The sequence below is a fragment of the Methylosinus sp. C49 genome (assembly GCF_009936375.1).
Classification (GTDB): Bacteria; Pseudomonadota; Alphaproteobacteria; order Rhizobiales; family Beijerinckiaceae; genus Methylosinus.
Genome location: NZ_AP022332.1, coordinates 2,886,656 through 2,907,305 on the forward strand (window position 1 = coordinate 2,886,656; position 20,650 = coordinate 2,907,305).

Genomic DNA, 20,650 nt, shown 5'->3' on the forward strand with positions numbered 1-20,650 from the left:
ACAGATGAAGCTGCTGCGTCTCGCCCCGGAGAACACCAAGTTCCCCTTCATGCGGTTCCGCCGCGTGAGCTACCCCTTCTCGGCTGTGCTCTCGATCTGCTCAATTCTGCTGTTCATCTTCAGCGGCATGAATTTCGGCATCGACTTCGCCGGCGGCACGGTCATCGAATTGCGCGCCAAGGCCGGCCAGGCCGAGATCGCGACGCTGCGCCAGACGATCGAGAAGCTCGAGCTCGGCGACGTCGAGGTGCAATCCTTCGGCAATCAATCCGATGCGACCGTCCGCTTCGGACCGCAGAAGGGCGGCGATTCCGCCCAGCAGGCGGCGGTCGAAAAGGTTCGCGGCTCGGTCGGCTCGGACTATGAGCTGCGCCGCGTCGAGGTCGTCGGCCCGCGCGTCTCCGGCGAGCTGGTGCAATCGGGAACGCTCGGCGTCGTGCTGTCGATCGTCGCCGTGCTCACCTATTTGTGGTTTCGCTTCGAATGGCAATTCGCCGTCGGCGCGGTGATCGCGACGATGCACGATCTGCTGCTCACGGTCGGCTTCTTCTCGCTCACCCATCTCGAATTCAACACGACGTCGATCGCGGCGATTCTGACCATCGTCGGCTACTCGCTGAACGAGACCGTCGTCGTGCTCGACCGAATTCGCGAGATGATGCGCAAATACAAGAAGATGCCGACAGATCAAATGATCGATCTCTCGATCAACGCCGTGCTGCCGCGTACGATCATGACGGCGACGACGGTGTTTCTGGCGCTTTTCTCGCTGGCGATCTTCGGCGGCCATGTGATCCGCTCCTTCTCGCTCGCGATGATCTGGGGCATTTTCGTCGCCACTTATTCCTCGGTCTTCATCTGCTCACCCATGCTGATCTATCTCGGCCTGCGCAATGAGGATGCCGACAAGGCGCCGGAGGCGACGCCGAGCAAAGCCGCCGCCAAGGCGACGACGCGCGCCAAGCCCAAAGCGGCCTGATGGCCGAGCAGGGTCGAGGCTTCGTTCCGGGCCGCCACAGGATCGAGACCTATGGCGGCGGCGGCTTTCGCTTCGCGGAAATGTCGCATCGCGGCTCGCTGCTCGCCCTGCCCTCCGGGATTCACGCCTTGGAGGCCGTCTCCGCGGCGGAGATCGACGAGGCCACGCTCGCGCCGCTCTTCGACGAGAGCGCCGGCGCGGTCGAGCTGCTGATCTTCGGCTCGGGCGAGAATTTGCGACCGCCTTCGGCCGCCTTGCGCGCGCGGCTGAAGCAGGCGGGAATCATGGTCGAGGCCATGGCCACCGGCGCGGCCGTTCGCACCTATAATATGCTGCTCGACGAGGACCGCCGCGTCGCCGCCGTGCTGATCGTGGTGTGAGCCGAGGTTTTTCGCCCATGGATGAGGCCGCGACGACCGAGCGCGAGACGGAGCTCGCCGACCACTACCGCCATTGCGAGGCGGCGCTGCGCGAGCAGGATCTCGACCTCTGGCTCGCCTGCCTGTTCGCGCCGGCGCAAGCGCGGCCGCATCTCCATGCGATCGGCGCTTTCTGCGCGGAGATTTCCAGCGTGCGGGCGCGCGTCTCGCAGCCGATTCTCGGCGAGATGCGGCTGCGCTGGTGGTACGATTCGCTGGAGGCGCCCGCCGATAGCGAGGGCGCCCGCGCCCATCCGATCGCCGACGCGCTTATCGATACGCTCGACCGCTCCGCCATCCCGCGGGACGAGGTCGTCGAGCTGCTCGAGGCCCATAGCTTCGACCTCTATGACGAGCAGATGGAGAGTCTCGCGGCGCTGGAGATCTATTGCGACCGCGTTTTCGGCGCGCCTTTGCGCTGGCGCGCGCGCGTCATCGACGCCGAGGATGCGGCAAGGCAGGAGGAGGCGCTTCGACTCGCCGGGCGCGCCTATGGCCTCACGGCGATTCTGCGCGCCCTGCCCCGCCATTTGGCGCTAGGACAGCGATTTTTGCCTCTCGATCTGCTCGCGCGCCGTCGCGCCGAGAGCGATTTCGTCGAGGCGAAGCTCACGCCCGCGCTCGCCGCAGCTATGGCGGAGCTGCGCGGCAAGGCGCGCGATTATTTCGAAAAGGCGCGCAAAGCCGTGCGCGGCGAGAGCGCGGCGCGTGCGGCTCTGCTGCCCGCCGCATTGATTCCGCTCTATCTCAGCGCGATGGAGCGCAAAGGCTTCGATCCGCTGCACATGATCGCCGAGCCGGCGCAATGGCGGCGGCAGTGGCGGCTGTGGCGCGCGGCAAGGGGGCGCGGCATATAGTCCTGCGGAAAAACGCTGCGGAGCACAGGCGAAACGCGCTACAAATCGCAGAGCCGCGCGTCTCGCGCTGCTGCAATTGTCGAGACAACGCCGCCTCATGACCAACACCGCGGACGCCGATTTCGGCCATCAGGCCCGCCAGCTTCGCGTCGACACGCTCATCATCCTGCGCTGGCTGGCGATCGCCGGCCAGACTTTCGCGACGCTCGTCACCTTCTTCTATTTTCAGTTCGATTTTCCGATCGGGCTGAGCTTCATCGCCATCGCGACCTCGGCCTGCCTCAACGCGGCGTTGCGCCTCGCCACGACGCGCACCTTCCGCCTCGACGACGGCGAGGCCGCGCTGCTCTTGTCCTATGACATATTGCAGCTCTCGGCCCTGCTCTATCTCACCGGCGGAGTCGCCAATCCTTTCGCCATGCTGTTTCTGGCGCCGGTGATGATCTCGGCCGTGTCTCTGCCGCGCAAGCTGACCATTCTGCTCGGCGTGCTGATGATCGCCGCGGCGACGATATTGACCGTCGAGTTTCAGCCCTTGCCCTGGTACGAGGGCGTCGAGCTGCATTTCCCGCTGCTCTATCGCACCGGCGTGTGGACGGCGCTGGTGCTGAGCGCGGCCTTCGTCGGCCTCTATGCGGCGCGCGTCTCCGACGAGGCGCGGCAATTGTCGACGGCCCTGGCGGCGACGGAGCTGGTGCTCGAGCGCGAGCAGCATCTCTCGCAGCTGGACGGCCTGGCGGCCGCCGCCGCGCATGAGCTCGGCACGCCGCTCGCCACGATCGCGGTCGTCACCAAGGAGTTGCAAAACTCGGCGCTGGCCTCGGCCCCGGCGCTCGCCGACGATCTCGCTCTGCTGGCGCAGGAGGCGCGGCGCTGCCGGGACATTCTGCGCAAGCTCGTCTCGCTCGGCCAGGCGGACACCGGCGGCCTGCTCGACATGCAGACGCTGGAGACCATGCTCGAGGAAGTGGTCGAGCCGCATCGCGCCTTCGGCGTCGACATAGAGCTGACGCGGCGCGGCCCGCCCCAGGAGCCGAGCTTCTCGCGCAATCCCGGCATCGTCTACGGGCTCGGCAATCTCGTCGAGAACGCCGTCGATTTCGCCCGCTCGCGCGTGCGCATAGAGGCCTTATGGTCCAAGGAGCTCGTCGTCATCGTCATAGAGGATGACGGCCCCGGCTTCTCACAGGCGATTCTCAATCGCCTCGGCGATCCTTATGTCAGCGGACGCCCGACCGATCGGCGCACCAAGAACGAGCCGGGCTCCGGCCTCGGCCTCGGCCTCTTCATCGCCAAGACGCTGCTCGAGCGCTCCGGCGCGACCGTGACCACGGCCAATGTGCAGGCCCCGCAGACAGGCGCCAAGGTGACGATCTCCTGGCCGCGCGCGGCGCTGGAACGCTCTATCGCCAATGGCGAGGGAGGCGGGCACGAGCGCGGCTTCGACCAGGGCCCGGACCGCGGCGGGGACCAACAAACGCCTTCGTCCGACGCTGCGTGATGCTATATTGAATAATCCCAAACCAGGACGACGACGCATGATCGACGATGCTGGCGCAGCCGAACATATGGATTTCGACGCGGCCGTGGAGGCCACGCTCGGGGAGCTCCCGCAGGAGCGCTCGCTGCTGATCGTGGAGGACGACAAGCCCTTCCTCGGCCGGCTCACGCGCGCCATGGAGGCGCGCGGCTTTCTCGTGACCGCGGTGGAGAGCGTCGCAGACGGCCTCGCCGCCGTCGAGGCGGCGCCGCCCGCCTTCGCCATCATCGACATGCGGCTCGGCGACGGCAATGGCATAGACGTCATCTCGTCGCTCAAGGAGAAGCGGCCGGACGCTCGCGGCATCATCCTCACCGGCTATGGCAATATCGCCACGGCGGTGACGGCGGTGAAGCTCGGCGCCTTCGATTATCTGGCCAAGCCCGCCGACGCCGATGAAATCTATCATGCGCTGATGGCGACCAAGATCGACAAGCCCGACGCGGTCGACAATCCCATGTCGGCGGATCGCGTGCGCTGGGAGCATATTCAGCGCGTCTATGAGAGCTGCGACCGCAATGTGTCGGAGACGGCGCGTCGGCTCAACATGCATCGCCGCACGCTGCAGCGCATATTGGCCAAGCGCGCGCCGAGATGAGCGCGCCGCGATGAGGCGCCGTGGCGCTGGTCAGAATTCGTCGCGATGCAGGGCGTGATGAAGCCGCTCCGCCGCCGCGCCGGCGAAGCGCAGCAGCATGGCCTTGCGGCTGGCCGGAGCGAGCTTGTGGACCGGCGCCTCGCGCGTCAGCATGGCGCCATGCGCGTCGGCGACGATGAGTCCGGCGTCCATGGGAAAAGCCTCCTCCGAGAGATCGCAGGGAATGGCGAAATAGAACCGATCGCAATGGAGGCGATAGTCCATCCATTTGCGATCGGCGCGGAAATCGGCGAGCGAGCTCTTCACCTCTATAATGCGCAATGCGCCATCCGGCGCGAGAGCGACGAGATCGGCGCGCCGCCCGCCCGGCAGCGGCAGTTCCGCGAGCACAGAAAACCCGGCCGCGCGCAAATAGCGCCGCGCGCCGCGCGTCACGAGACGAGCGTTTTGCTCGCGCAAACTTTCGAGCGGAGAGGCGGACTCCATCGCATAATCTCGGAATGGCGGGAGAGCGAGAGGTCGGCCATTGTGCCCATGAGGCGACGCGCTGCGCAAGCGGCGCAGCGAGCCGCCGGGCGTTGAGGGAGAGCAGATCGAATGAGAATCCTCGCCGCATGTCTGCTCGCGCTCGGAGGCGCCATGGGCGCACAGGGCGCCGAGCGGGTCGTCAACATCTTCAATTGGAGCGATTATATCGACCCGCGCGTGCTCGAGGACTTCACCCGCGAGACAGGCGTTAAGGTCATCTACGACACCTATGATTCCAACGAGATATTGGAAACGCGCCTGCTCGCCGGCGCCGCCGGTTATGATGTCGTCGTCCCCTCGGCGACCTTTCTGCAAAGGCAGATCAAGGCCGGCGTCTATCGCCCGCTCGACAAGAGCAAGCTCAAGAATATCGACAATGTCTGGCCGGAGATCGCGCAGCGTCTCTCGCGCTATGATCCAGGCAATGCCCATGCTGTAAGCTATATGTGGTTCACCACCGGCGTCGCTTATAATGTCGCCAAGATCAAAGAGCGCATCGGCGATAAGCCGATCGCCTCCTGGGACCAGGTGCTGAAGCCGGAAAATCTTCGCAAATTCGCCGATTGCGGCGTCTATGTGCTCGATAGTCCCGAAGATCTCTTCTCGATCACGCTCAATTACCTGAAGCTCGATCCCAATTCCAAGGAGCCCGGGGACATTCGGCGCGCCGCCGATCTGCTCTCCGGCCTGCGGCGGCACATTAAGAAATTCCACTCCTCAGAATATATCAACGCGCTCGCCAATGGCGACATTTGCCTCGCCATCGGCTGGGCCGGCGATAGCTTCCAGGCGCGCAATCGCGCCCGCGAGGCCGCCAATGGCGTCGAGATCGCCTATGTCATCCCGCAGGAGGGGACGCTGATGTCGCTCGACAGCCTCGCCATCCCCAAGGACGCGCCGCACCCCGACGAGGCGCATCTCTTCATCGATTATCTGCTGCGGCCGGAGGTCGCCGCCCGCAACACCAAGATCACCAATTTCGCCAATGGCGTCGGCGCCTCGCGGCCGCTGGTGGACAAGGAGATCGCCGAGAATCCGGCGATCTATCCCGATGCGGCGACGATGAAGCGTCTCTTCACCGTCACGGCGCCGGATCAGCCGATCCAGAAAATCGTCACCCGCGAATGGACGCGGGTGAAGACCGGCCGCTGAGAAAAACGGTTCGCCTCTTGCTGCGAGTGGGATGGCGGCGCCGCCGCCGTCTCATTATGAAACAGGACGAAGCCAGTGATGATCCGCGCGACCGAACGCAGGAAGACGCCGTTCCTGGTCTCGACGGCCACGAAGCCTTGCGGCGTCGAATCCTTCGCCCGCCATGTGGCGGCGCGATGGGGCGAGCTCGGCCTCGAGGCGCAGCGGCTCGCCGTCTCGCGCCGCGGCAGCGTGCTCGCCTGCCTGCAATCCGGCAAAGCCGGTGATCGTCAACGCGCCGCGAGAGGCCGGCGAGTTCGATCATCGCTCCTATCGCCGCGCCATCGCCGACGGCTCGCTGATGCTGCTCGCCAATAACGCCGACGCGCGCGCCTATGCCGACGCCTCGCGCGCGCAGAAAGCCCGCCCTCGCGCACGCTGTCGCCAATCTTTGATCAGTGCTGGCGCGACGCCGCCGCCACTATCGCGGCCGCGCTCGATACGGAGCCCATGAACGCCGCCCCGCTTGTGGCCGAGTAAGAAGACGAGACCGCGTCAGGCGGTCTTGCGCGTCTCCGCGCGACGGCGCGCATCGCGGCGCGGCAGCCAGGGATCGCTATGATCGACTCGCAAAATCACCGCGATCTTCGCGCGCAGCGCCGCCGGAAGCTCGGCGATCGCAGTCTCCTCGTCCTGATCGCGGCCGAGCACGGGCGCTACAAAGTCGAGCCGCTCGAACATGCTCTCATCCGAGCCGACGCCATCGCAGAGCACGATATCGACCTCGGCCGGATTGCCGTCCCGGAAGCCGTCGACGATGCGCTCCACCGCGCCGGCCGCGCGCGAGCGTCGATCGATCGCCGGCAGCGCCAGCAGCACGCTGTCGTCGGTGCGCACGAAAGGATCGTCGGCGTCGCCGAACGCCTCGAGCCCATCCTCGATGAGAACGGTGAGCGCCGCATGATCGCGGTCCGCATCGACGAGCGCCACCTCCAGATGCTGCAGCCGCAGCGCCAGAGCGATATTGACGGCCATCACTGTGCGAATGGAGCCGGGCGCATCGCCGACCAGCCCGATGACGAGCGGCCGATGCGCGCTCTCGGCGACCAGCGCGCCGAAGCGCGACACCACCGCCTCGAGCTCGCGGCGATCGGCGAAAGGCCGCACGAAAGGAATGCCGAGCCGCGTCAGCTCGAGCCGCTCCGGCCCCGACGTCGGCCCACGCACGGTGAATTTCGTCGCATCGGTCACAGCGACGCGCACAGGCTCGGCCTCGACATCGCGCCGAGGCCCCGACTCGGGCGCCCCGCTGAAGCCGCCCTCACGCAGAAAAGCCAGGCCGAGGCCCAGAGTGAGGCCCGCGACGAAGCCCGCGCCCGTCATCAGCCCGGCGCCGGGCGGAAAACTGCGCGCGATCGGCGGCGTCGCCATTGTGATGATATGCGTGCTGGCCGCGTCCAGCTGCCGCGCCTCGCCGGTCTGACGCGAGCGCGTCAGGAAGGATTCGTAGATCGAGCGGCTGACCTCGACCTCACGCTCGAGATCGCGAAGCTTGACCGAAGCTTGCGCCGAGACGACGGCCTTGCCCTCGAGCTTCTGCATCTCGCGGTTCAGCGCCTCCTCGGTGCTCCGCGCGCGCTCATAATCCTTGCGCAACGAGACGGCGACGCGCGCCAGCTCGGTACTGACGAGGCGCTTGGTCTCGGCGAGCCGCGCCGTCGCATTTTTGACGACCGGATGCTGCGGCCCGAGCTCGGCGGAGAGATCGGCCAGCTTTTGCGCCGCCTCCGCCTGCTGCCCGCGCAGCGCGTTCAAGGTAATCAAATTCATATTGGCGGCGATGGCCGCGAGCTCCGTGTCCGAATGCGCCGCGCGCTGCACCTGCTCGAAGCGCGAGCGCGTGTCCTCGAGCCGCGTGCGGGCGAAGGTGAGCTGCTGGTTGAGCTCCTTCAGCCGCTGCTCGTCTATATAGGAATCGCGTGTGCCGACGAAGCCGTTCTCCGCCTTATAGGCCTCGACGGCTTTTTCCGCGGCGAGCAGACGCTCGCGCAGCCCGTCGAGGCGCCCGGTGAAGGAGCTCGCCGCCTGCTGCGCGGCGTCCTTGTGCATCGTCGAGCGCACATCGATATAGGCCTGCGCCACCGCATTGGCGATGCGCGCCGATTTCTGCGCATTGTCGCTCGAAGCGGCGATGTCGATGATGAAAGTGCGCTCGGGACGGCGCACCATGATTTTGGTGCCGAGCGCGCGCACGGCGCCGTCGACGATCTCCTCCTTCGTCGGCGCGCGGCCGAAGCGGCCGAACAGCTTGCCGAACAAGGACGTCGATGCGCCGAACTCGGGATCCTCGGTGAGCTTCTCCGCCTCCACGACGCGCTCGAGCACGACCTGCGAGGTCAAGATGCGGGTCTGCGTCTCGACGAAATTGATAAAGCCGGTCGAATCCTGGCCCTGATTGGCGTCGCCCTCGAGACCGGGTAGCCCGCGCGGATCGAGATAGATCTGGGCGGCCGCGACATAGCGCGGCGTCAGCAGCTTGGTGAGCGCATAGCCGCCGACCGCGCAGGCGAGCGCGACGGACAGGATGAAGAGCTTGTTGCGAAGAGCGAGCGAAATCAAGCGTCCCGGCGTCAGCGAGGAACGCGCGCGCGGAGGCTCCGCGGCCGCTGGCCGCTGACGTTCTGCGAGACTTTTCGACCCGGATTCATAATCCAACATCACGCGAGTTCCGTTCCGACGTCGAACAAGCGAGCACAGTCCCGCATTCGCGTTGAAGGCGAATGTTCCATTTCATGGTTAACGTTTCTTAAACTCCTCTCTCTCATTCATCCTCTTCATGTCGAAAATAGGGTCTGCGGAGACGATTCGCCACGTTTCACGGTCGTGACAGAATTCGAGACGCCTCGGGTGTCTCGTCTGTGTCCAGAACATCATAGCCTCGTATCATTTTCACGCAAATGGCCCGGGATTGCTTTCTCGAACGGGTCAAATTTTATGGAACGAATTTGGCAACGATCAAATCCGCAAACTGTTCACCAACGAACGCCAATTTAGCTGAAAATGCAGCGCGAACGCGTATGGTGACGATGAAACTCGAGCTTGGTCGATGGAGATAATGATGCTCGATACGATTAGACGACTCGTCGATGAACAAGGCCGCTTGGCCGTGGCCGCCGAGACGATCGGCGACAATGCCGATCTCTACGCCACGGGCCTCACATCCTTCGCCGCGGTCCAGCTGATGCTGGCGCTGGAAGAGACGTTCGACGTCGAATTCCCCGACCGCATGCTCAACCGTCGCAGCTTCTCCTCGATCGCCTCGATCGCCGGCTGCCTGCACGAGCTCAAGGAAGCCGCTTGATGAACGCGCCACTCGATCGCGGAGCGAATGTCGTTGCGACGGCCGCCCGCCACGCCGACGATGTCGACCGCAACGGCCGTTTCCCGATCGAGGCGTTTCAGGCCCTCAAGGACGCGCGCCTGCTCTCGCTGCTGATCCCGATCGAATTCGGCGGCGGCGGAGCCCCGCTCTCGGATGTCGCGGAGATCTGCACCTCGCTGGGCCAGCAATGCGCCTCGACGGCTATGATCTTCGCCATGCATCAGATCAAAGTGTCTAGCCTCATCGCGCATGGCCGCGGCAGCGCCTGGCACGAGAGCTTCATGCGCCGCGTCGCCGACGAGCAACTGCTGCTCGGCTCCGCGACGACGGAAGGCGGCGTCGGCGGCAATATGCGCAACAGCATTTGCGCCTTCGAGCGCGACGGCGCGACATTCCGCATCGCCAAGGAAGGCGCGCTCATTTCCTACGGCGCCTATTCGGACGCGATCCTCATCACCGCGCGCCGCTCGGCCGACGCGCCGCCCTCCGATCAGCTGATGGCAGTGCTCGAGAAGAGCCAATATCGGCTCGACCGCACCGGCGGCTGGGACGCGCTCGGCATGCGCGGCACCTGCAGCGAAGGCTTCACCTTCAGCGGCGAGGCGCCGATCGAGCAGATCTTCACCCATGACTTCGCCGAGATCGCCTCCGAGTCCATGCTCGCGACCGCGCATCTTCTGTGGAGCGCGGTGTGGTACGGCGTCGCCTCGGACGCTCTGTCGCGCGCGCAATCCTTCGTGCGCAAGGATGCGCGTCGCCATCCCAATGGCCCGGCTCCCGGCGCGCTGCGTCTCGCCGAGGCGACATCAAAGCTGCAGCTGATGCGCTCCAATATCGTCGAAGGGCTGAAGCGCTTCGCCAAGGCGCAGCAGAACGCGGACGATCTCAATTCGATGAGCTTCGCCGTCGCGATGAACAACATCAAGATCGGCTCGTCGCAGCTCTCGATCGAAATTATCAATCATGCGCTGCTGATCGCCGGCATCGCCGGCTACAAGAACGACACGCCCTTCAGCGTCGGCCGCCATATGCGCGACGCGCTCTCGGCGCAGGTGATGATCTCCAACGACCGCATCTTCACCAATCTGTCCAATCTGCTGCTCGCGCAGCGCATCGACCAGCGGCTGGGAGACTGACCCATGTGCCAGGCCTGCGACAGCTTCCTCGATCGCCTTTTCGCCAAGGGCGTTCTGCATGAAACCGGCGTCGACGGACTCTATGGCCGCGGGCAGGCCTTCGAGGCGGTCATAGAGGGAATGGATCGGCTGATCACGCGCCTCGCCGAAGGCGATCACGCCGAGGTCATCCGCTTTCCGCCCGGCATGAATCGCGCGCTCTTCGAGAAGAGCGGCTATATGAAGAACTTCCCGCAGCTCGCCGGCACGGTGCACAGCTTCGCCGGAAGCGAGAAGGATCATCTCGCCCTTCTCGACAATATTCACAACGGCGGCGACTGGACCGGCGCGCAAGGCGCGACCGACATCGTGCTGACGCCCGCCGCCTGCTATCCGCTCTATCCGATCGTCGCGCGCCGCGGCCCGCTCGCGCCGGAGGGCGGCCTCTTCGACATTCAATCCTATTGCTTCCGCCACGAGCCGTCGAAGGATCCGGCGCGCATGCAAATGTTCCGCATGCGCGAGTTTGTTCGCATCGGCTTGCCGGAGCAAGCCGCGAGCTTCCGCGAATCCTGGCTGGAACGCGCCCGCGGCTTCGCCGAGACGCTCGAGCTGCCGCATCACATCGATGTGGCCAATGATCCATTCTTCGGCCGCGCCGGACGGATGATGGCCTCGAGCCAACGCGAGCAGGCGCTGAAATTCGAGTTGCTGGTGCCGATCGAGAGCACGGAAAATCCGACCGCCTGCCAGAGCTTCAACTATCATCAGGATCACTTCGGCGAGCTGTGGGGCATCAAGACCGCCGCCGGCGAGACGGCGCACACCGCTTGCGTCGGCTTCGGAATGGAGCGCCTCGCCCTCGCCTTGTTCAAACATCACGGGATCGACACCAATGGCTGGCCGACCTCAGTCCGCGCTGCTCTCTCTCTCTGACGCGGAGCTCTCGCCGCTGAAGCCGGCGAAGCCGCATTTCCGTCACGCTCTGCATCATGCAGAGCGCGATTGGCCGCAGACCAATTGCTATGTCGATCTCATGATCGAGCTCGTCGCTATGCGTGGATTCGAGCCGGAGGCCATGCTCGGCTTCACGCTGGCGCAGGATTTCGAAGAAGATCAGCTCACCTTCTTCAAGCCGCGCCTCGCCGATCTCGAGCGTCTCTACGGCCTTCGCGTCGAGGAGCTGGCGCTCTATGATCGGCTGGACAATCACATCGCGCGTCAGACCGCGCGCGGCCGCGTGGTGATGGTGGAGGTGGACGGCTATCATCTGCCGGACACGCGCGGCGTCACCTATCGCATCGATCACTCCAAGACGACGATCGGCGTCACGGAAATCGATCTTTCAGCGCGGCGGATCGACTATTTCCACAATGACGGCCATTTCGCGCTCGACGGCGAGGACTTCGACGCGATCTTCGGCCGCGCCGGCGAAGCGCGCGATCTCGCCGCTCTGTTTCCTTACGCCGAATTCGTGCGCTTCGACCGCGAGCGCACGCATGCGGATTTGCGCGGAACGGCGGAAGAACTGGCGCGAGAGCATTTCGCGCGCCGCCCGAGCGACAATCCGATCCACGCCTTCGCCGCGCGCTTCCCCGCGCTGTGGAATGTGCTGGAAGCGCGCCCGCCATGCTTCTTCCATAGCCTCGCGTTCAACACGTTCCGCCAGCTCGGCGCCAATTTCGAGCTGCTCGGCAGCCATCTCGATTGGCTGCGGCCGAATGGCGATCTCGCCGTCGAGGCGGACGCCTGCCGACGCATTTCGGCCGGCGCCAAGGCGATGCAGTTCCAGGCGGCGCGCGCCTCTGCGCGCAAGCGCGTCTATGATCCGCGCGAGACGCTCGACGAACTCGCCGGCGTCTATGACGGCTTGTTCGGAGGTCTCTCGGCGAAGCTGCGCTGAAACCGATGATGCGCGCGCGCGTCGAAGGAGAAAAGCGCCAGCGCCTCGACGCCGGCTGGACTTTCGCGATCGACGAGGCCGGCGAATGGACGGAGCCATCCGCCATTCCCGGCGCCGCCTCCTGGCGCGCGACGCGCGTTCCCGGCACGCTGGCGCAGACGCTGATCGCGGAAGGCGCGCGCTTCGAAGAGCTGCCGCCGCTCGACGCCATCGACGTCTGGTACAAGACCTCCTTCGTCAATTCTGCGCCGGCGGAGCTGCGCCTGCACGGCCTCGCCACGCTCGCGGACGTTTATCTCGATGGAAGGCTCGCGCTGCGCTCGGACAATATGTTCCACGCGCACGCAATAGAGGTCGCGACGCAAGGCGCGCATGATCTTCATATTCGCTTTCGCTCTGTCGAGCGCGAGATCGCCACGAAGAGCGGCCGCGCGCGCTGGCGGCCGCGCATGATAACGCCGGCGGGCCTGCGCCACATACGCACGACGGCGCTCGGCCGCCTTCCCGGCTTCGCGCCGCCGACGCCGCCGGTCGGTCCCTGGCGCGAGATCGAGCTGATCGAGCATGGCGCGCTGCGTCTGCGCAATGTGGATATGCGCGCCACCGTCCACGATGGTCGCGCCGAGCTGCGCGTCGCGCTCGAAATTTCCGGCCTCACGGATGCTCCTGCGCGGCTCTTTTGCGGCGGAACGGAAGCGCCCTTCACGCGCGTTGCGGATAATCGCATCATCGCCGAGCTGTCGCCGCCCGACGCGCGGTTGTGGACGCCGCATACGCATGGCGAGCCGCATCTCTATGATGTCTCGGCCACGATCGGCGCGCATCGCATCGATCTCGGCCGCACCGGCTTTCGCGACATTCGCGTCGATCGCGGCGCGGATGGCGCCGGCTTCGCGCTACAGGTGAACGATATTCCGCTGTTCTGCCGCGGCGCCTGCTGGACGACGGCCGACGCCGTGTCGCTCGCCGGCGACCGAGAGGATTGCGGGCCGCTGCTGCGCGCGATGCGCGACGCCGGCATGAATATGGTTCGCGTGCCCGGCGTCACTCTCTATGAGAGCGATGATTTCTACGCGCTCTGCGACGAGCTCGGCCTCATGGTCTGGCAGGATTTCGCCTTCACCAATTTCGATTATCCGTTTCAGGACGCCGCCTTCCGCGCCAGCGCTGAACGCGAGGCGACGGAGTTTCTGGCGCGCACGCGATCCTCGCCTTCGCTCGCCGTGCTCTGCGGCGGCAGCGAGGTCTATCAGCAAGCGTCCATGCTCGGCCTCGCCGAGGCCAAATGGCGCACGCCCTTCTTCGACGAGACTCTGCCAGAGCTCGTCCGAGAGCAGCGTCCCGACGCCATCTATGTCGAGAACTCGCCCTCCGGCGGTCCCCTGCCCTTCCATGCCGATGTCGGCGTCTCGCATTACTATGGCGTCGGCGCCTATCGCCGCGGCCTGGACGACGCCCGCCGGGCCAATGTGCGCTTCGCTTCCGAATGTCTCGGCTTCGCCAATATCGCGGATGACGCCGCGCTGCGCCGCGACTTCGGCGACGCCCCGCTCGCATCGAAACTCTTCGCCGAACGCATCGCGCGCGACATGGGCGCGACGCAGACTTTCGGCGACGTCACCGAACATTACATGCGCCTGCTCTATGGCTGCGAACCGACGACGCTGCGCGAGAGCGATCCGCAGCTCTATCTCGACATAGCGCGCGCCGCAGTGGCCGAGACGATGGAAGCGACGATCGGCGAATGGCGACGCGGCGGCTCCACGACTCATGGCGCCATCGTCTGGTTCCTAAAGGATCTGTGGCCCGGCGCCGGCTGGGGCGTTCTCGATGCGCATGGCGAGCCGAAATCCGCCTATCATGCTTTGGCGCGCGCCTTTCGTCCACTGTCGCTCATGCTCACCGACGAAGGCGTCAACGGGCTCTTCGCGCATTTGCGCAATGACGGCCCGCAGCGTATCGAGGGCGAGATTTCGCTGGCCTGCTATCGCAACGGCCATGTGCCGGTGATGAGAGCGAGCCGCAGCGTCGCCGTCGAGCCGCATGGCGTCGCGACATTGCGCGACGCGGAATTCTGGGGCGGATTTTTCGACACGGCGCTCGCCTATAATTTCGGGCCGCCGTCGCATGATTTGACCGTCGTGCGCTTCATCGGCGCGAATGGCGTCGAGCGCGAGGCCTTCCATTTTCCGCTCGGCCGCAGCGCGGCGAAAGCGCAGCTCGGCTTGACCGCGGAGACAGAGGAGGACGACAGCGGATTCGTTCTCGCTCTATCGACGACGATCGCCGCGCAATCCGTTTCGATCGAGGATGAGCGCTTTCTTCCTGGCGAAAGCTGGCTGCATCTCGCGCCCGGCGCGACGCGGCGCATTCGCCTCGTTCCGCGATCGGCCGACGTGGGACGCCCCAAGGGAATCGCGCGAGCGCTGAACGGGGAAACGATCGCCTACGGCTAGCCCACATGCTCGGGGAATTCGAGCCGCACCCGCGTGCCTTGCGGCAGGCGCTCGAAGAACGCCTCGCCCTTGAGCTGGCGCGCTAGGCCCCGCATCAGCTGCAGCCCGTCGCCACGCACGACATTCGCCGGATCGAAGCCGCAGCCATTGTCGGAGATGGTCAGCTCGAGCCTGTCGCCTATGCGGCGCAGGCGCCCATGCACTTCGCCATGCGCGCCGCCGGGAAAGGCGTGCTTCATCGCATTGGTGACGGCCTCGACATAGACGAGGCCGACGCATTGCGCGCGGCGATAATCGAGAAAAATATCATCGTCTGCGAGCGTCTCTCCGACGATGCGATCGTCGAAAGCTTTGCGGCGCGCCTCGGAGAGCGCCCAGAGATAGGAGGACATGCAGATCTCGGCGTCATCGTCCTCGTCCAGCGCATTGTGCAGCTCGACGGCGCTGCGCAAGCGCATGGCGCAATTGCTGCAACCCTCGGACTTCTCGAGCCGCCGCGACTGCGCCGAGATCAACGTCGCCAATGCCTGTAGGTCATTGCGGATGCGATGACGCAGCTCGCGATAGCGCTCCTTCTCGGCGCGCAGTTCGGCATGAACGCTCGCGAGCTCGGCCTCGAGCTCGGCGATTTTGTTCTTGCCCCCGACAACCGAGGATACGCCAGCGACTTCGCTCATTCAGCCCGATCCCTCCGAGCGACGCCGGAGACGACAGCCGGTCGCACGGACCTGTTTTTCAATTATCTGAAGCGCGCATCCGCAATTTTCAAGCTACACTTCGGCCGATCGTGCGCCGGCGGCGCCCGCGCGCGCGAGCTTGCTGCGCTTATGGCCGTAGGAGAAATAGAAAATCAGCCCCAGAGCCATCCATATGGCGAAGCGCTCCCAGGCCGCGGCGGGCAGCTTGGAGAGCAGCCAGATGGAGAAGCCGACGCCGACCAGCGGAACATAAGGCACGAGCGGCGTGCGAAAGCTGCGCGGGGCGTCCGGGCGCGTGCGTCGCATGACGATGATGGAAAGACAGATGACGACGAAGGCGGACAGGGTTCCGATATTGACGAGCTCGGCGACCTCACGGATCGGATAGAGCCCGGCGACGATCGCCGTCAGCGCGCCGATGACGAGCGTCGGGCGATGCGGCGTGTGGAAGCGCGGATGCGCGTGCGAGAACCAGGCCGGCAGCAGACCGTCGCGGCTCATGGCGAAGCAGATGCGCGCGCATCCGAGCAGAAACGCCAGCATGACACTGATAATGCCGGCGACCGCGGCGACCGAGACGACGAAGGTCGCCCACGGCAAGCCGACGGCGGTGAAGGCCGCGGCCACCGGCGCCGGATTGTTCAACGTGTCGTAGCGCACCATTCCGGTGAGCACGAGCGACACCGCCACATAGAGCGTCAACGCGACGGCCAGCGAAAGCAGAACCGCGCGAGGCAGCTGGCGTTGCGGATCCTTCGCCTCCTCGGCCGCTGTGGTCAGCGTGTCATAGCCGAAGACAGCGAAGAACACGACCGCCGCGCCCTCGACGACGCCGCCGAATCCGTAGGGCATGAAGGGAGTCCAATTCTCGAGGCTCACATAGGGAAGGCCCGCCGCCACCACGAGCAGAACCGCAGCGGTCTTGACCACCACCATGACGGCGTTGAAACGTGCGCCCCATTCGATGCGCAGCACCAGCACGCCGGCGACGAACAGCGCGCCCAAAATGGCGGCGAGATCGACGACCTTGCCCTCGCCGGTTCCGGCCGCGCCCGAGGCCCAGACCGGCAGAGCGAGGCCGAGCTGGCCGAGCAGCGCCTGCAGATAGCCAGACCACCCGATAGAGACGACAGCGACGACGAGCGCATATTCGAGCAGCAGGTCCCAGCCGATGATCCAGGCGGCGAGCTCGCCGAGCACGGCATAGGCGTAAGTATAGGCGCTGCCCGCCGCCGGAATCATTCCGGCGAATTCGGCGTAGCAGAGCGCCGCCGCCGCGCTGGCGACGCCGGCGATGAGGAAGGAGAGCGAAACCGCAGGGCCGGCCTGCGTCGCCGCCACCACGCCGGTCAGCACGAATATGCCGACGCCGATCAGCCCTCCGAGACCGATGCTGGTGAGCTGCCAAAGGCCCAGCACTCGGCGCAGCTCGCTCGGCCTGCCGGATTCCGCCGCCAGCGTCTCTAGTGGCTTCACGCGCAGGAGATCATGCAGCGATGGAAGATCATGCAGCGAAAAGCGTCGCCCGGTCATGCCGTCCCTTCGGTTGGATTCGTCGCCGAAGTGTAGCATGTCCGCCGAAACGACGGATCGTCCTCAGTGCTTATCCGCCGCGCGAAACTGAACCGGCACCTCGAAGGTGAGGCCCTCGTCCGCCACTGCGGGAGGCGGCGGCGGCACGGGATCGGCGCGCTTCATCATGGCGAGAGCGGCGTCGTCGAAAATGCGGTCGCCCGCGGAGCGCTTGACGCTCGCGCTCACCACATGGCCGAGCCGATCGAGCGTGAAGGCGACGGCGACCTCGCCGGCGCGCCGCCCCGCCCCGCTCGGATAGCGCTTGGCGCGGTTGATATGCGCCATCAACGCCTTCAGCCAGGTGAGCTTGGCCGCACGCGCGACCTTATCGGCGCCTTGGACGGGTGCGACGGCGCGCGGCGCCTCGGCGAGCGCATCGGTCTTGGGCGGCGCGGCCGCCTCGGACGCCGCCGACTCCGCGGAGATCACCGGCGTCGCCTGACGCTTGGTCGGATCCTCGACCGGCTTCTCATGCTTTTCGGCGGTCGTGTATTCGGCATCCTCGGCCTCGACGCGCGAAATCTTGGGATCGTCGCTTTCCTTGGTCTGCGAGGCGGCGACGGCCGGCGCGGCGGCGGCGGCTTCATCGGCCTGCGGGCCGGGGGGAGCGTCGGGCGAATCCTCGACATGGGGCGCGGCGGGCGCGAGGCCGATCTCGATCGCCGGGGCGCCGCTGGCGTCGTCGTCGGTCTCGATCTCGAAGACGACGAAAATAGCGGCGAGCGCCAGAAGATGCGCGGCCAGCGCGGCCAGCGCCGCGCCGGTCCAGATGCGATTGTTTCGGCCCGTGTCGAGATCGGCGGCGATGCTCATTTCGCAGCTCCGCCCGTCGCGGCCCCGCCGGCGTCGAGCGCGACGAGAGATATCTTGGCGTAGCCGCCGGAGCGCAAGCGCTCGAGAATGGCCATCATCTCGCCATAGGGTACGGCGGTGTCGGCGCGCAGGAAGACGCGCTTGTCCTTGTCGCCGCCGGCGAGCGAATCCAGCGAGGCGATGAGATCATTGCGCTTCACCGGCGTCTCGCCCAGAGCGAGCGCCAGATCGGCCTGAATGGTGAGATAGATCGGCTTGTCGGGCTTTGTGTGCGTCGCCGCGCTCGCGGCCGGCAGATCGACGGGAAGATCGACAGTGGCGAGCGGAGCCGCCACCATGAAGATGATCAGCAGCACGAGCATCACGTCGATGAAGGGCGTGACATTGATCTCGTGAGTCTCTTCGAGCGCGCCGCGCGGCGATCCTCCGATATTGCCGGCCATGAGCGTTACTCCGCGGCGCGCAGGGCGGCAGGCGCCTGCTGGACGCCGCGATCGAGATCGCGCGAGACGATGCGCAGCAGCTCGCCGGAGAGATTGGAGACGAGCTCGAGATAGGCGCTCGTCTGGCGCGCGAGATGATTATAGATCAGCACGGCGGGAATGGCGGCGATGAGGCCGATGGCGGTGGCGAGCAGCGCCTCGGCGATGCCGGGCGCGACGACGGCGAGATTGGTCGTCTGCGCTTTCGATATGCCGATGAAGCTGTTCATAATGCCCCACACAGTGCCGAACAGGCCGATGAAGGGACCGGTAGAGCCGACCGAGGCGAGCAGCCCCGTGCCGCGACGAATGGAGAGGCTCTCGGCGCGCTCGATCTCGGCGAAGCTCGAAGCGACGCGCTCCTTCAATCCGCCGGCGGAGGAGAGATCGGAAGAGAGGCGGAACTCGCGCAGCGCCTCGGCGATCAGAGCGCTCGCCAGAGGATCGTCGCCGCCGAGCGCGAGACGCGCTTCCGCGAGGCCGCGCGCCTCCTGCAGACGCTCGATCGAGCTGCGAATGCGCGCGCGCGCGCGCCGCAATTCGATCGTCTTGGCGATGAGCACCGTCCATGTGCCGATGGAGGCGCTGACGAGGCCCAGCATGACGATCTTCACGACGATGTCGGCGTTGAGGAACATGCTCGACACAGAAAGATCATGCGGACGATTGATGATGTCCGCGCGCCCTTCGGCCAGACAGAGAGAGGTCGAGAGGAGGAGAGACGAGGCCGCAATCGCTAGCGTCTGATATGACCGTTTCATGCTTCCGCCCATATGCGAATGAGATTGTGATAGACGCCTGTCAGCTTGACGCAGGCCGGATCGCCCGCGCCGAGCCGCTCCGTGAGACCTTGAATCGTCTGGTCCAAATCGAAAAGCAACGAACGTACCACGTTGTCGCGAATCATGCTTTGAAGCCAGAAGAAGGATGCGACGCGTTCGCCGCGCGTCACTTCTCGCACGAGATGCAGGCTGGTCGATGGATAGAGCACCAGATGACCGGCGGGCAGCTTCACTTCCTGCGCGCCGTAATGATCCTCGATGACCAATTCGCCGCCGTCGTATTCATCGGGATCGGTGAGAAAAAGCGTGACGGAGAGATCGGTGCGAATGCGCACCGAAGTGCGCGGCACGCCGCGAATGGCGTTGTCGACATGCAGCCCGAAATCATGCCCCGCGCCATAGCGATTGAACAGCGGCGGGAAAATCCGCAGCGGCAGAGCGGCGGAGACGAAAGTCGGACAGGCTGCGAGCGCATCGAGCACGAGATCGCCCAATTCGCGGGCGATGGCGCCGTCTTGCGGCAGCTGCAGATTATTCTTCACCAGGCTCGATTGCGAGCCTGCGGTCGTGCGGCCGTCTTCCCACACGGTCTGCGACATCACGTCGCGAAAATAGGCGACCTGCCGCGCATCGAGCACATCGGGTATGCAGATCAGCATGACGCGACCCTCATACCTCGCTCCAATGGCGTATGAGATTGTGATAGACGCCGCCGAGCTTCATCACATCCTCGTCGTCTCCGCCGAGGCGTGGCGCGAGCTGCTGGATCGCCGTGTCGAGATCATAGATCACGTCACGCACGCTCTCCTGGCGGATCATGCTCTGCGCCCAGAAGAAGGAGGCGACGCGCTCGCCGCGCGTGACTGGCGACACCATATGCAGATCGCTCGCCGGATAGACAGCGAGCGCGCCGGCCGGAAGCTTGACCTGATGCGAGTCGTATGCGTCGTCGACGACGAGCTCGCCGCCTTCATATTCCTCCGGCTCGGACAGAAAGACCGTGACCGCGAGATCGGCGCGAATGCGCACGCCAGTCAGCGGATCGCCGCGCACGGCGTTGTCGACATGCACGCCGAAACGATGGCCGACGCGATAGCGATTGAACATGGGCGGGTAGATGCGTAGCGGAATCGCCGCGGCGACAAAGCCCGGATGCGAGACGATCGCCTGCAACAGACGCTCGCCGAGGCGCCGCGACAATTCGCCATTGGGCGGCAGCTGCTCATTGCTCTTCACCGAAGGCGGCTGCGCGCCGGCGGTGGAAGCGCCGTCCTCCCATTCCGCGGCGTCCATGACGCTGCGGAATTGAGCGACCGTCTCCTTGCTCAGAACGTCCGGCACGCAGATCAGCATTTCCGCACATTCCATTTTTTGCGGCGCAATGAAAAGGCG

20 protein-coding genes are annotated in these 20,650 nt (G+C 65.5%); 11 read left to right on the plus strand and 9 right to left on the minus strand.

Features of this window, described 5'->3' with window-relative positions:
* Positions 1-4: 4 nt before the first annotated feature.
* The 5 genes from secF to GYH34_RS13730 all read left to right on the plus strand — a co-directional run bounded on the left by secF (position 5) and on the right by GYH34_RS13730 (position 4,393).
* The gene (secF, locus tag GYH34_RS13710) at positions 5-979 is read left to right on the plus strand and encodes a protein translocase subunit SecF (RefSeq protein ID WP_161915025.1); all 975 of its coding nucleotides are present in this window, start codon (positions 5-7) and stop codon (positions 977-979) included.
* Positions 979-1,359: an MTH938/NDUFAF3 family protein gene (locus GYH34_RS13715; protein ID WP_161914060.1), complete on the plus strand. Its 381-nt coding sequence runs from the start codon at positions 979-981 to the stop codon at positions 1,357-1,359. The genes secF and GYH34_RS13715 overlap by 1 nt, the downstream gene beginning before the upstream one ends.
* Before the next feature lie 17 nt (positions 1,360-1,376).
* Entirely contained in the window at positions 1,377-2,255 is an 879-nt protein-coding gene (locus GYH34_RS13720) for a squalene/phytoene synthase family protein (RefSeq protein ID WP_161914061.1), read from the plus strand.
* 97 nt (positions 2,256-2,352) lie between these two features.
* On the plus strand, positions 2,353-3,756 hold the full coding sequence (locus GYH34_RS13725) for an ActS/PrrB/RegB family redox-sensitive histidine kinase (RefSeq protein ID WP_161914062.1): 1,404 nt from the start codon (positions 2,353-2,355) through the stop codon (positions 3,754-3,756).
* Between the two features lie 67 nt (positions 3,757-3,823).
* Complete coding sequence (locus GYH34_RS13730) at positions 3,824-4,393, plus strand: ActR/PrrA/RegA family redox response regulator transcription factor (RefSeq protein WP_161915026.1); 570 nt, start codon at positions 3,824-3,826, stop codon at positions 4,391-4,393.
* Between the two features lie 30 nt (positions 4,394-4,423).
* Here the strand turns inward: GYH34_RS13730 and GYH34_RS13735 are convergent, their stop codons facing one another.
* A complete protein-coding gene (locus GYH34_RS13735) occupies positions 4,424-4,879 on the minus strand; it encodes an MmcB family DNA repair protein (RefSeq protein ID WP_161914063.1) in 456 nt (151 codons plus the stop codon).
* A 111-nt stretch (positions 4,880-4,990) separates the two neighbouring features.
* Here GYH34_RS13735 and GYH34_RS13740 point away from each other — a divergent pair, with 111 nt between their 5' ends.
* Positions 4,991-6,073, plus strand: a complete 1,083-nt coding sequence (locus tag GYH34_RS13740; RefSeq protein ID WP_244635119.1) for a polyamine ABC transporter substrate-binding protein — start codon at positions 4,991-4,993, stop codon at positions 6,071-6,073.
* A 534-nt stretch (positions 6,074-6,607) separates the two neighbouring features.
* Here GYH34_RS13740 and GYH34_RS13745 read toward each other — a convergent pair.
* The gene (locus GYH34_RS13745) at positions 6,608-8,671 is read right to left on the minus strand and encodes a GumC family protein (RefSeq protein ID WP_161914064.1); all 2,064 of its coding nucleotides are present in this window, start codon (positions 8,669-8,671) and stop codon (positions 6,608-6,610) included.
* A 499-nt stretch (positions 8,672-9,170) separates the two neighbouring features.
* On the opposite strand from GYH34_RS13745, the gene GYH34_RS13750 reads away from it, so the two are divergent.
* From GYH34_RS13750 to GYH34_RS13770, 5 genes are read left to right on the plus strand one after another with little or no spacing between them, the layout of a single operon-like run.
* Positions 9,171-9,413 (plus strand): acyl carrier protein, encoded by a 243-nt coding sequence (locus GYH34_RS13750; protein ID WP_161914065.1) that lies wholly within the window; start codon positions 9,171-9,173, stop codon positions 9,411-9,413.
* Positions 9,413-10,570: an acyl-CoA dehydrogenase family protein gene (locus tag GYH34_RS13755; RefSeq protein ID WP_161914066.1), complete on the plus strand. Its 1,158-nt coding sequence runs from the start codon at positions 9,413-9,415 to the stop codon at positions 10,568-10,570. The genes GYH34_RS13750 and GYH34_RS13755 overlap by 1 nt, the downstream gene beginning before the upstream one ends.
* 3 nt (positions 10,571-10,573) lie before the next feature.
* On the plus strand, positions 10,574-11,485 hold the full coding sequence (locus GYH34_RS13760; RefSeq protein WP_161914067.1) for an amino acid--[acyl-carrier-protein] ligase: 912 nt from the start codon (positions 10,574-10,576) through the stop codon (positions 11,483-11,485).
* Entirely contained in the window at positions 11,445-12,452 is a 1,008-nt protein-coding gene (locus GYH34_RS13765) for a DUF1839 family protein (RefSeq protein WP_161914068.1), read from the plus strand. Before GYH34_RS13760 ends, GYH34_RS13765 begins: the two co-directional genes overlap by 41 nt.
* Before the next feature lie 5 nt (positions 12,453-12,457).
* Positions 12,458-14,908, plus strand: a complete 2,451-nt coding sequence (locus GYH34_RS13770; RefSeq protein ID WP_161914069.1) for a glycoside hydrolase family 2 protein — start codon at positions 12,458-12,460, stop codon at positions 14,906-14,908.
* Here the strand turns inward: GYH34_RS13770 and GYH34_RS13775 are convergent.
* From GYH34_RS13775 to GYH34_RS13805, 7 genes are all read right to left on the minus strand, one after another.
* Positions 14,905-15,585 carry a sensor histidine kinase gene (locus tag GYH34_RS13775; protein WP_161914070.1) on the minus strand — a complete coding sequence of 227 codons (681 nt, stop codon included), beginning with the start codon at positions 15,583-15,585 and terminating at the stop codon, positions 14,905-14,907. The two genes, GYH34_RS13770 and GYH34_RS13775, sit on opposite strands and share 4 nt — an antisense overlap.
* 93 nt (positions 15,586-15,678) lie before the next feature.
* On the minus strand, positions 15,679-17,139 hold the full coding sequence (locus GYH34_RS13780; protein WP_161914071.1) for an amino acid permease: 1,461 nt from the start codon (positions 17,137-17,139) through the stop codon (positions 15,679-15,681).
* Between the two features lie 63 nt (positions 17,140-17,202).
* Positions 17,203-17,994, minus strand: coding sequence for a TonB family protein (locus tag GYH34_RS13785; RefSeq protein WP_161914072.1), 792 nt, complete (start codon positions 17,992-17,994; stop codon positions 17,203-17,205).
* Positions 17,991-18,437, minus strand: a complete 447-nt coding sequence (gene exbD / locus GYH34_RS13790; protein ID WP_036286631.1) for a TonB system transport protein ExbD — start codon at positions 18,435-18,437, stop codon at positions 17,991-17,993. Before exbD ends, GYH34_RS13785 begins: the two co-directional genes overlap by 4 nt.
* Before the next feature lie 5 nt (positions 18,438-18,442).
* Positions 18,443-19,237, minus strand: a complete 795-nt coding sequence (exbB, locus tag GYH34_RS13795) for a tonB-system energizer ExbB (RefSeq protein ID WP_064032330.1) — start codon at positions 19,235-19,237, stop codon at positions 18,443-18,445.
* The gene (locus GYH34_RS13800) at positions 19,234-19,917 is read right to left on the minus strand and encodes a Fe2+-dependent dioxygenase (RefSeq protein ID WP_142863808.1); all 684 of its coding nucleotides are present in this window, start codon (positions 19,915-19,917) and stop codon (positions 19,234-19,236) included. Before GYH34_RS13800 ends, exbB begins: the two co-directional genes overlap by 4 nt.
* A 10-nt stretch (positions 19,918-19,927) precedes the next feature.
* A complete protein-coding gene (locus GYH34_RS13805) occupies positions 19,928-20,611 on the minus strand; it encodes a Fe2+-dependent dioxygenase (protein WP_161914073.1) in 684 nt (227 codons plus the stop codon).
* Between the last annotated feature and the right edge of the window lie 39 nt (positions 20,612-20,650).

Excerpts from the sequence above, each read along its gene's own strand:
- GYH34_RS13755 (WP_161914066.1), top strand. The coding sequence starts at position 9,413 with ATGAACGCGCCACTCGATCGCGGAGCGAATGTCGTTGCGACGGCCGCC.
- GYH34_RS13750 (WP_161914065.1), top strand. The coding sequence starts at position 9,171 with ATGCTCGATACGATTAGACGACTCGTCGATGAACAAGGCCGCTTGGCC.
- GYH34_RS13785 (WP_161914072.1), bottom strand. The coding sequence starts at position 17,994 with ATGAGCATCGCCGCCGATCTCGACACGGGCCGAAACAATCGCATCTGG.
- exbD (WP_036286631.1), bottom strand. The coding sequence starts at position 18,437 with ATGGCCGGCAATATCGGAGGATCGCCGCGCGGCGCGCTCGAAGAGACT.
- GYH34_RS13760 (WP_161914067.1), top strand. The coding sequence starts at position 10,574 with ATGTGCCAGGCCTGCGACAGCTTCCTCGATCGCCTTTTCGCCAAGGGC.
- GYH34_RS13775 (WP_161914070.1), bottom strand. The coding sequence starts at position 15,585 with ATGAGCGAAGTCGCTGGCGTATCCTCGGTTGTCGGGGGCAAGAACAAA.
- GYH34_RS13800 (WP_142863808.1), bottom strand. The coding sequence starts at position 19,917 with ATGCTGATCTGCATACCCGATGTGCTCGATGCGCGGCAGGTCGCCTAT.
- GYH34_RS13720 (WP_161914061.1), top strand. The coding sequence starts at position 1,377 with ATGGATGAGGCCGCGACGACCGAGCGCGAGACGGAGCTCGCCGACCAC.
- exbB (WP_064032330.1), bottom strand. The coding sequence starts at position 19,237 with ATGAAACGGTCATATCAGACGCTAGCGATTGCGGCCTCGTCTCTCCTC.
- GYH34_RS13725 (WP_161914062.1), top strand. The coding sequence starts at position 2,353 with ATGACCAACACCGCGGACGCCGATTTCGGCCATCAGGCCCGCCAGCTT.
- secF (WP_161915025.1), top strand. The coding sequence starts at position 5 with ATGAAGCTGCTGCGTCTCGCCCCGGAGAACACCAAGTTCCCCTTCATG.
- GYH34_RS13770 (WP_161914069.1), top strand. The coding sequence starts at position 12,458 with ATGATGCGCGCGCGCGTCGAAGGAGAAAAGCGCCAGCGCCTCGACGCC.
- GYH34_RS13735 (WP_161914063.1), bottom strand. The coding sequence starts at position 4,879 with ATGGAGTCCGCCTCTCCGCTCGAAAGTTTGCGCGAGCAAAACGCTCGT.
- GYH34_RS13780 (WP_161914071.1), bottom strand. The coding sequence starts at position 17,139 with ATGACCGGGCGACGCTTTTCGCTGCATGATCTTCCATCGCTGCATGAT.
- GYH34_RS13765 (WP_161914068.1), top strand. The coding sequence starts at position 11,445 with ATGGCTGGCCGACCTCAGTCCGCGCTGCTCTCTCTCTCTGACGCGGAG.
- GYH34_RS13740 (WP_244635119.1), top strand. The coding sequence starts at position 4,991 with ATGAGAATCCTCGCCGCATGTCTGCTCGCGCTCGGAGGCGCCATGGGC.
- GYH34_RS13730 (WP_161915026.1), top strand. The coding sequence starts at position 3,824 with ATGGATTTCGACGCGGCCGTGGAGGCCACGCTCGGGGAGCTCCCGCAG.
- GYH34_RS13715 (WP_161914060.1), top strand. The coding sequence starts at position 979 with ATGGCCGAGCAGGGTCGAGGCTTCGTTCCGGGCCGCCACAGGATCGAG.
- GYH34_RS13805 (WP_161914073.1), bottom strand. The coding sequence starts at position 20,611 with ATGCTGATCTGCGTGCCGGACGTTCTGAGCAAGGAGACGGTCGCTCAA.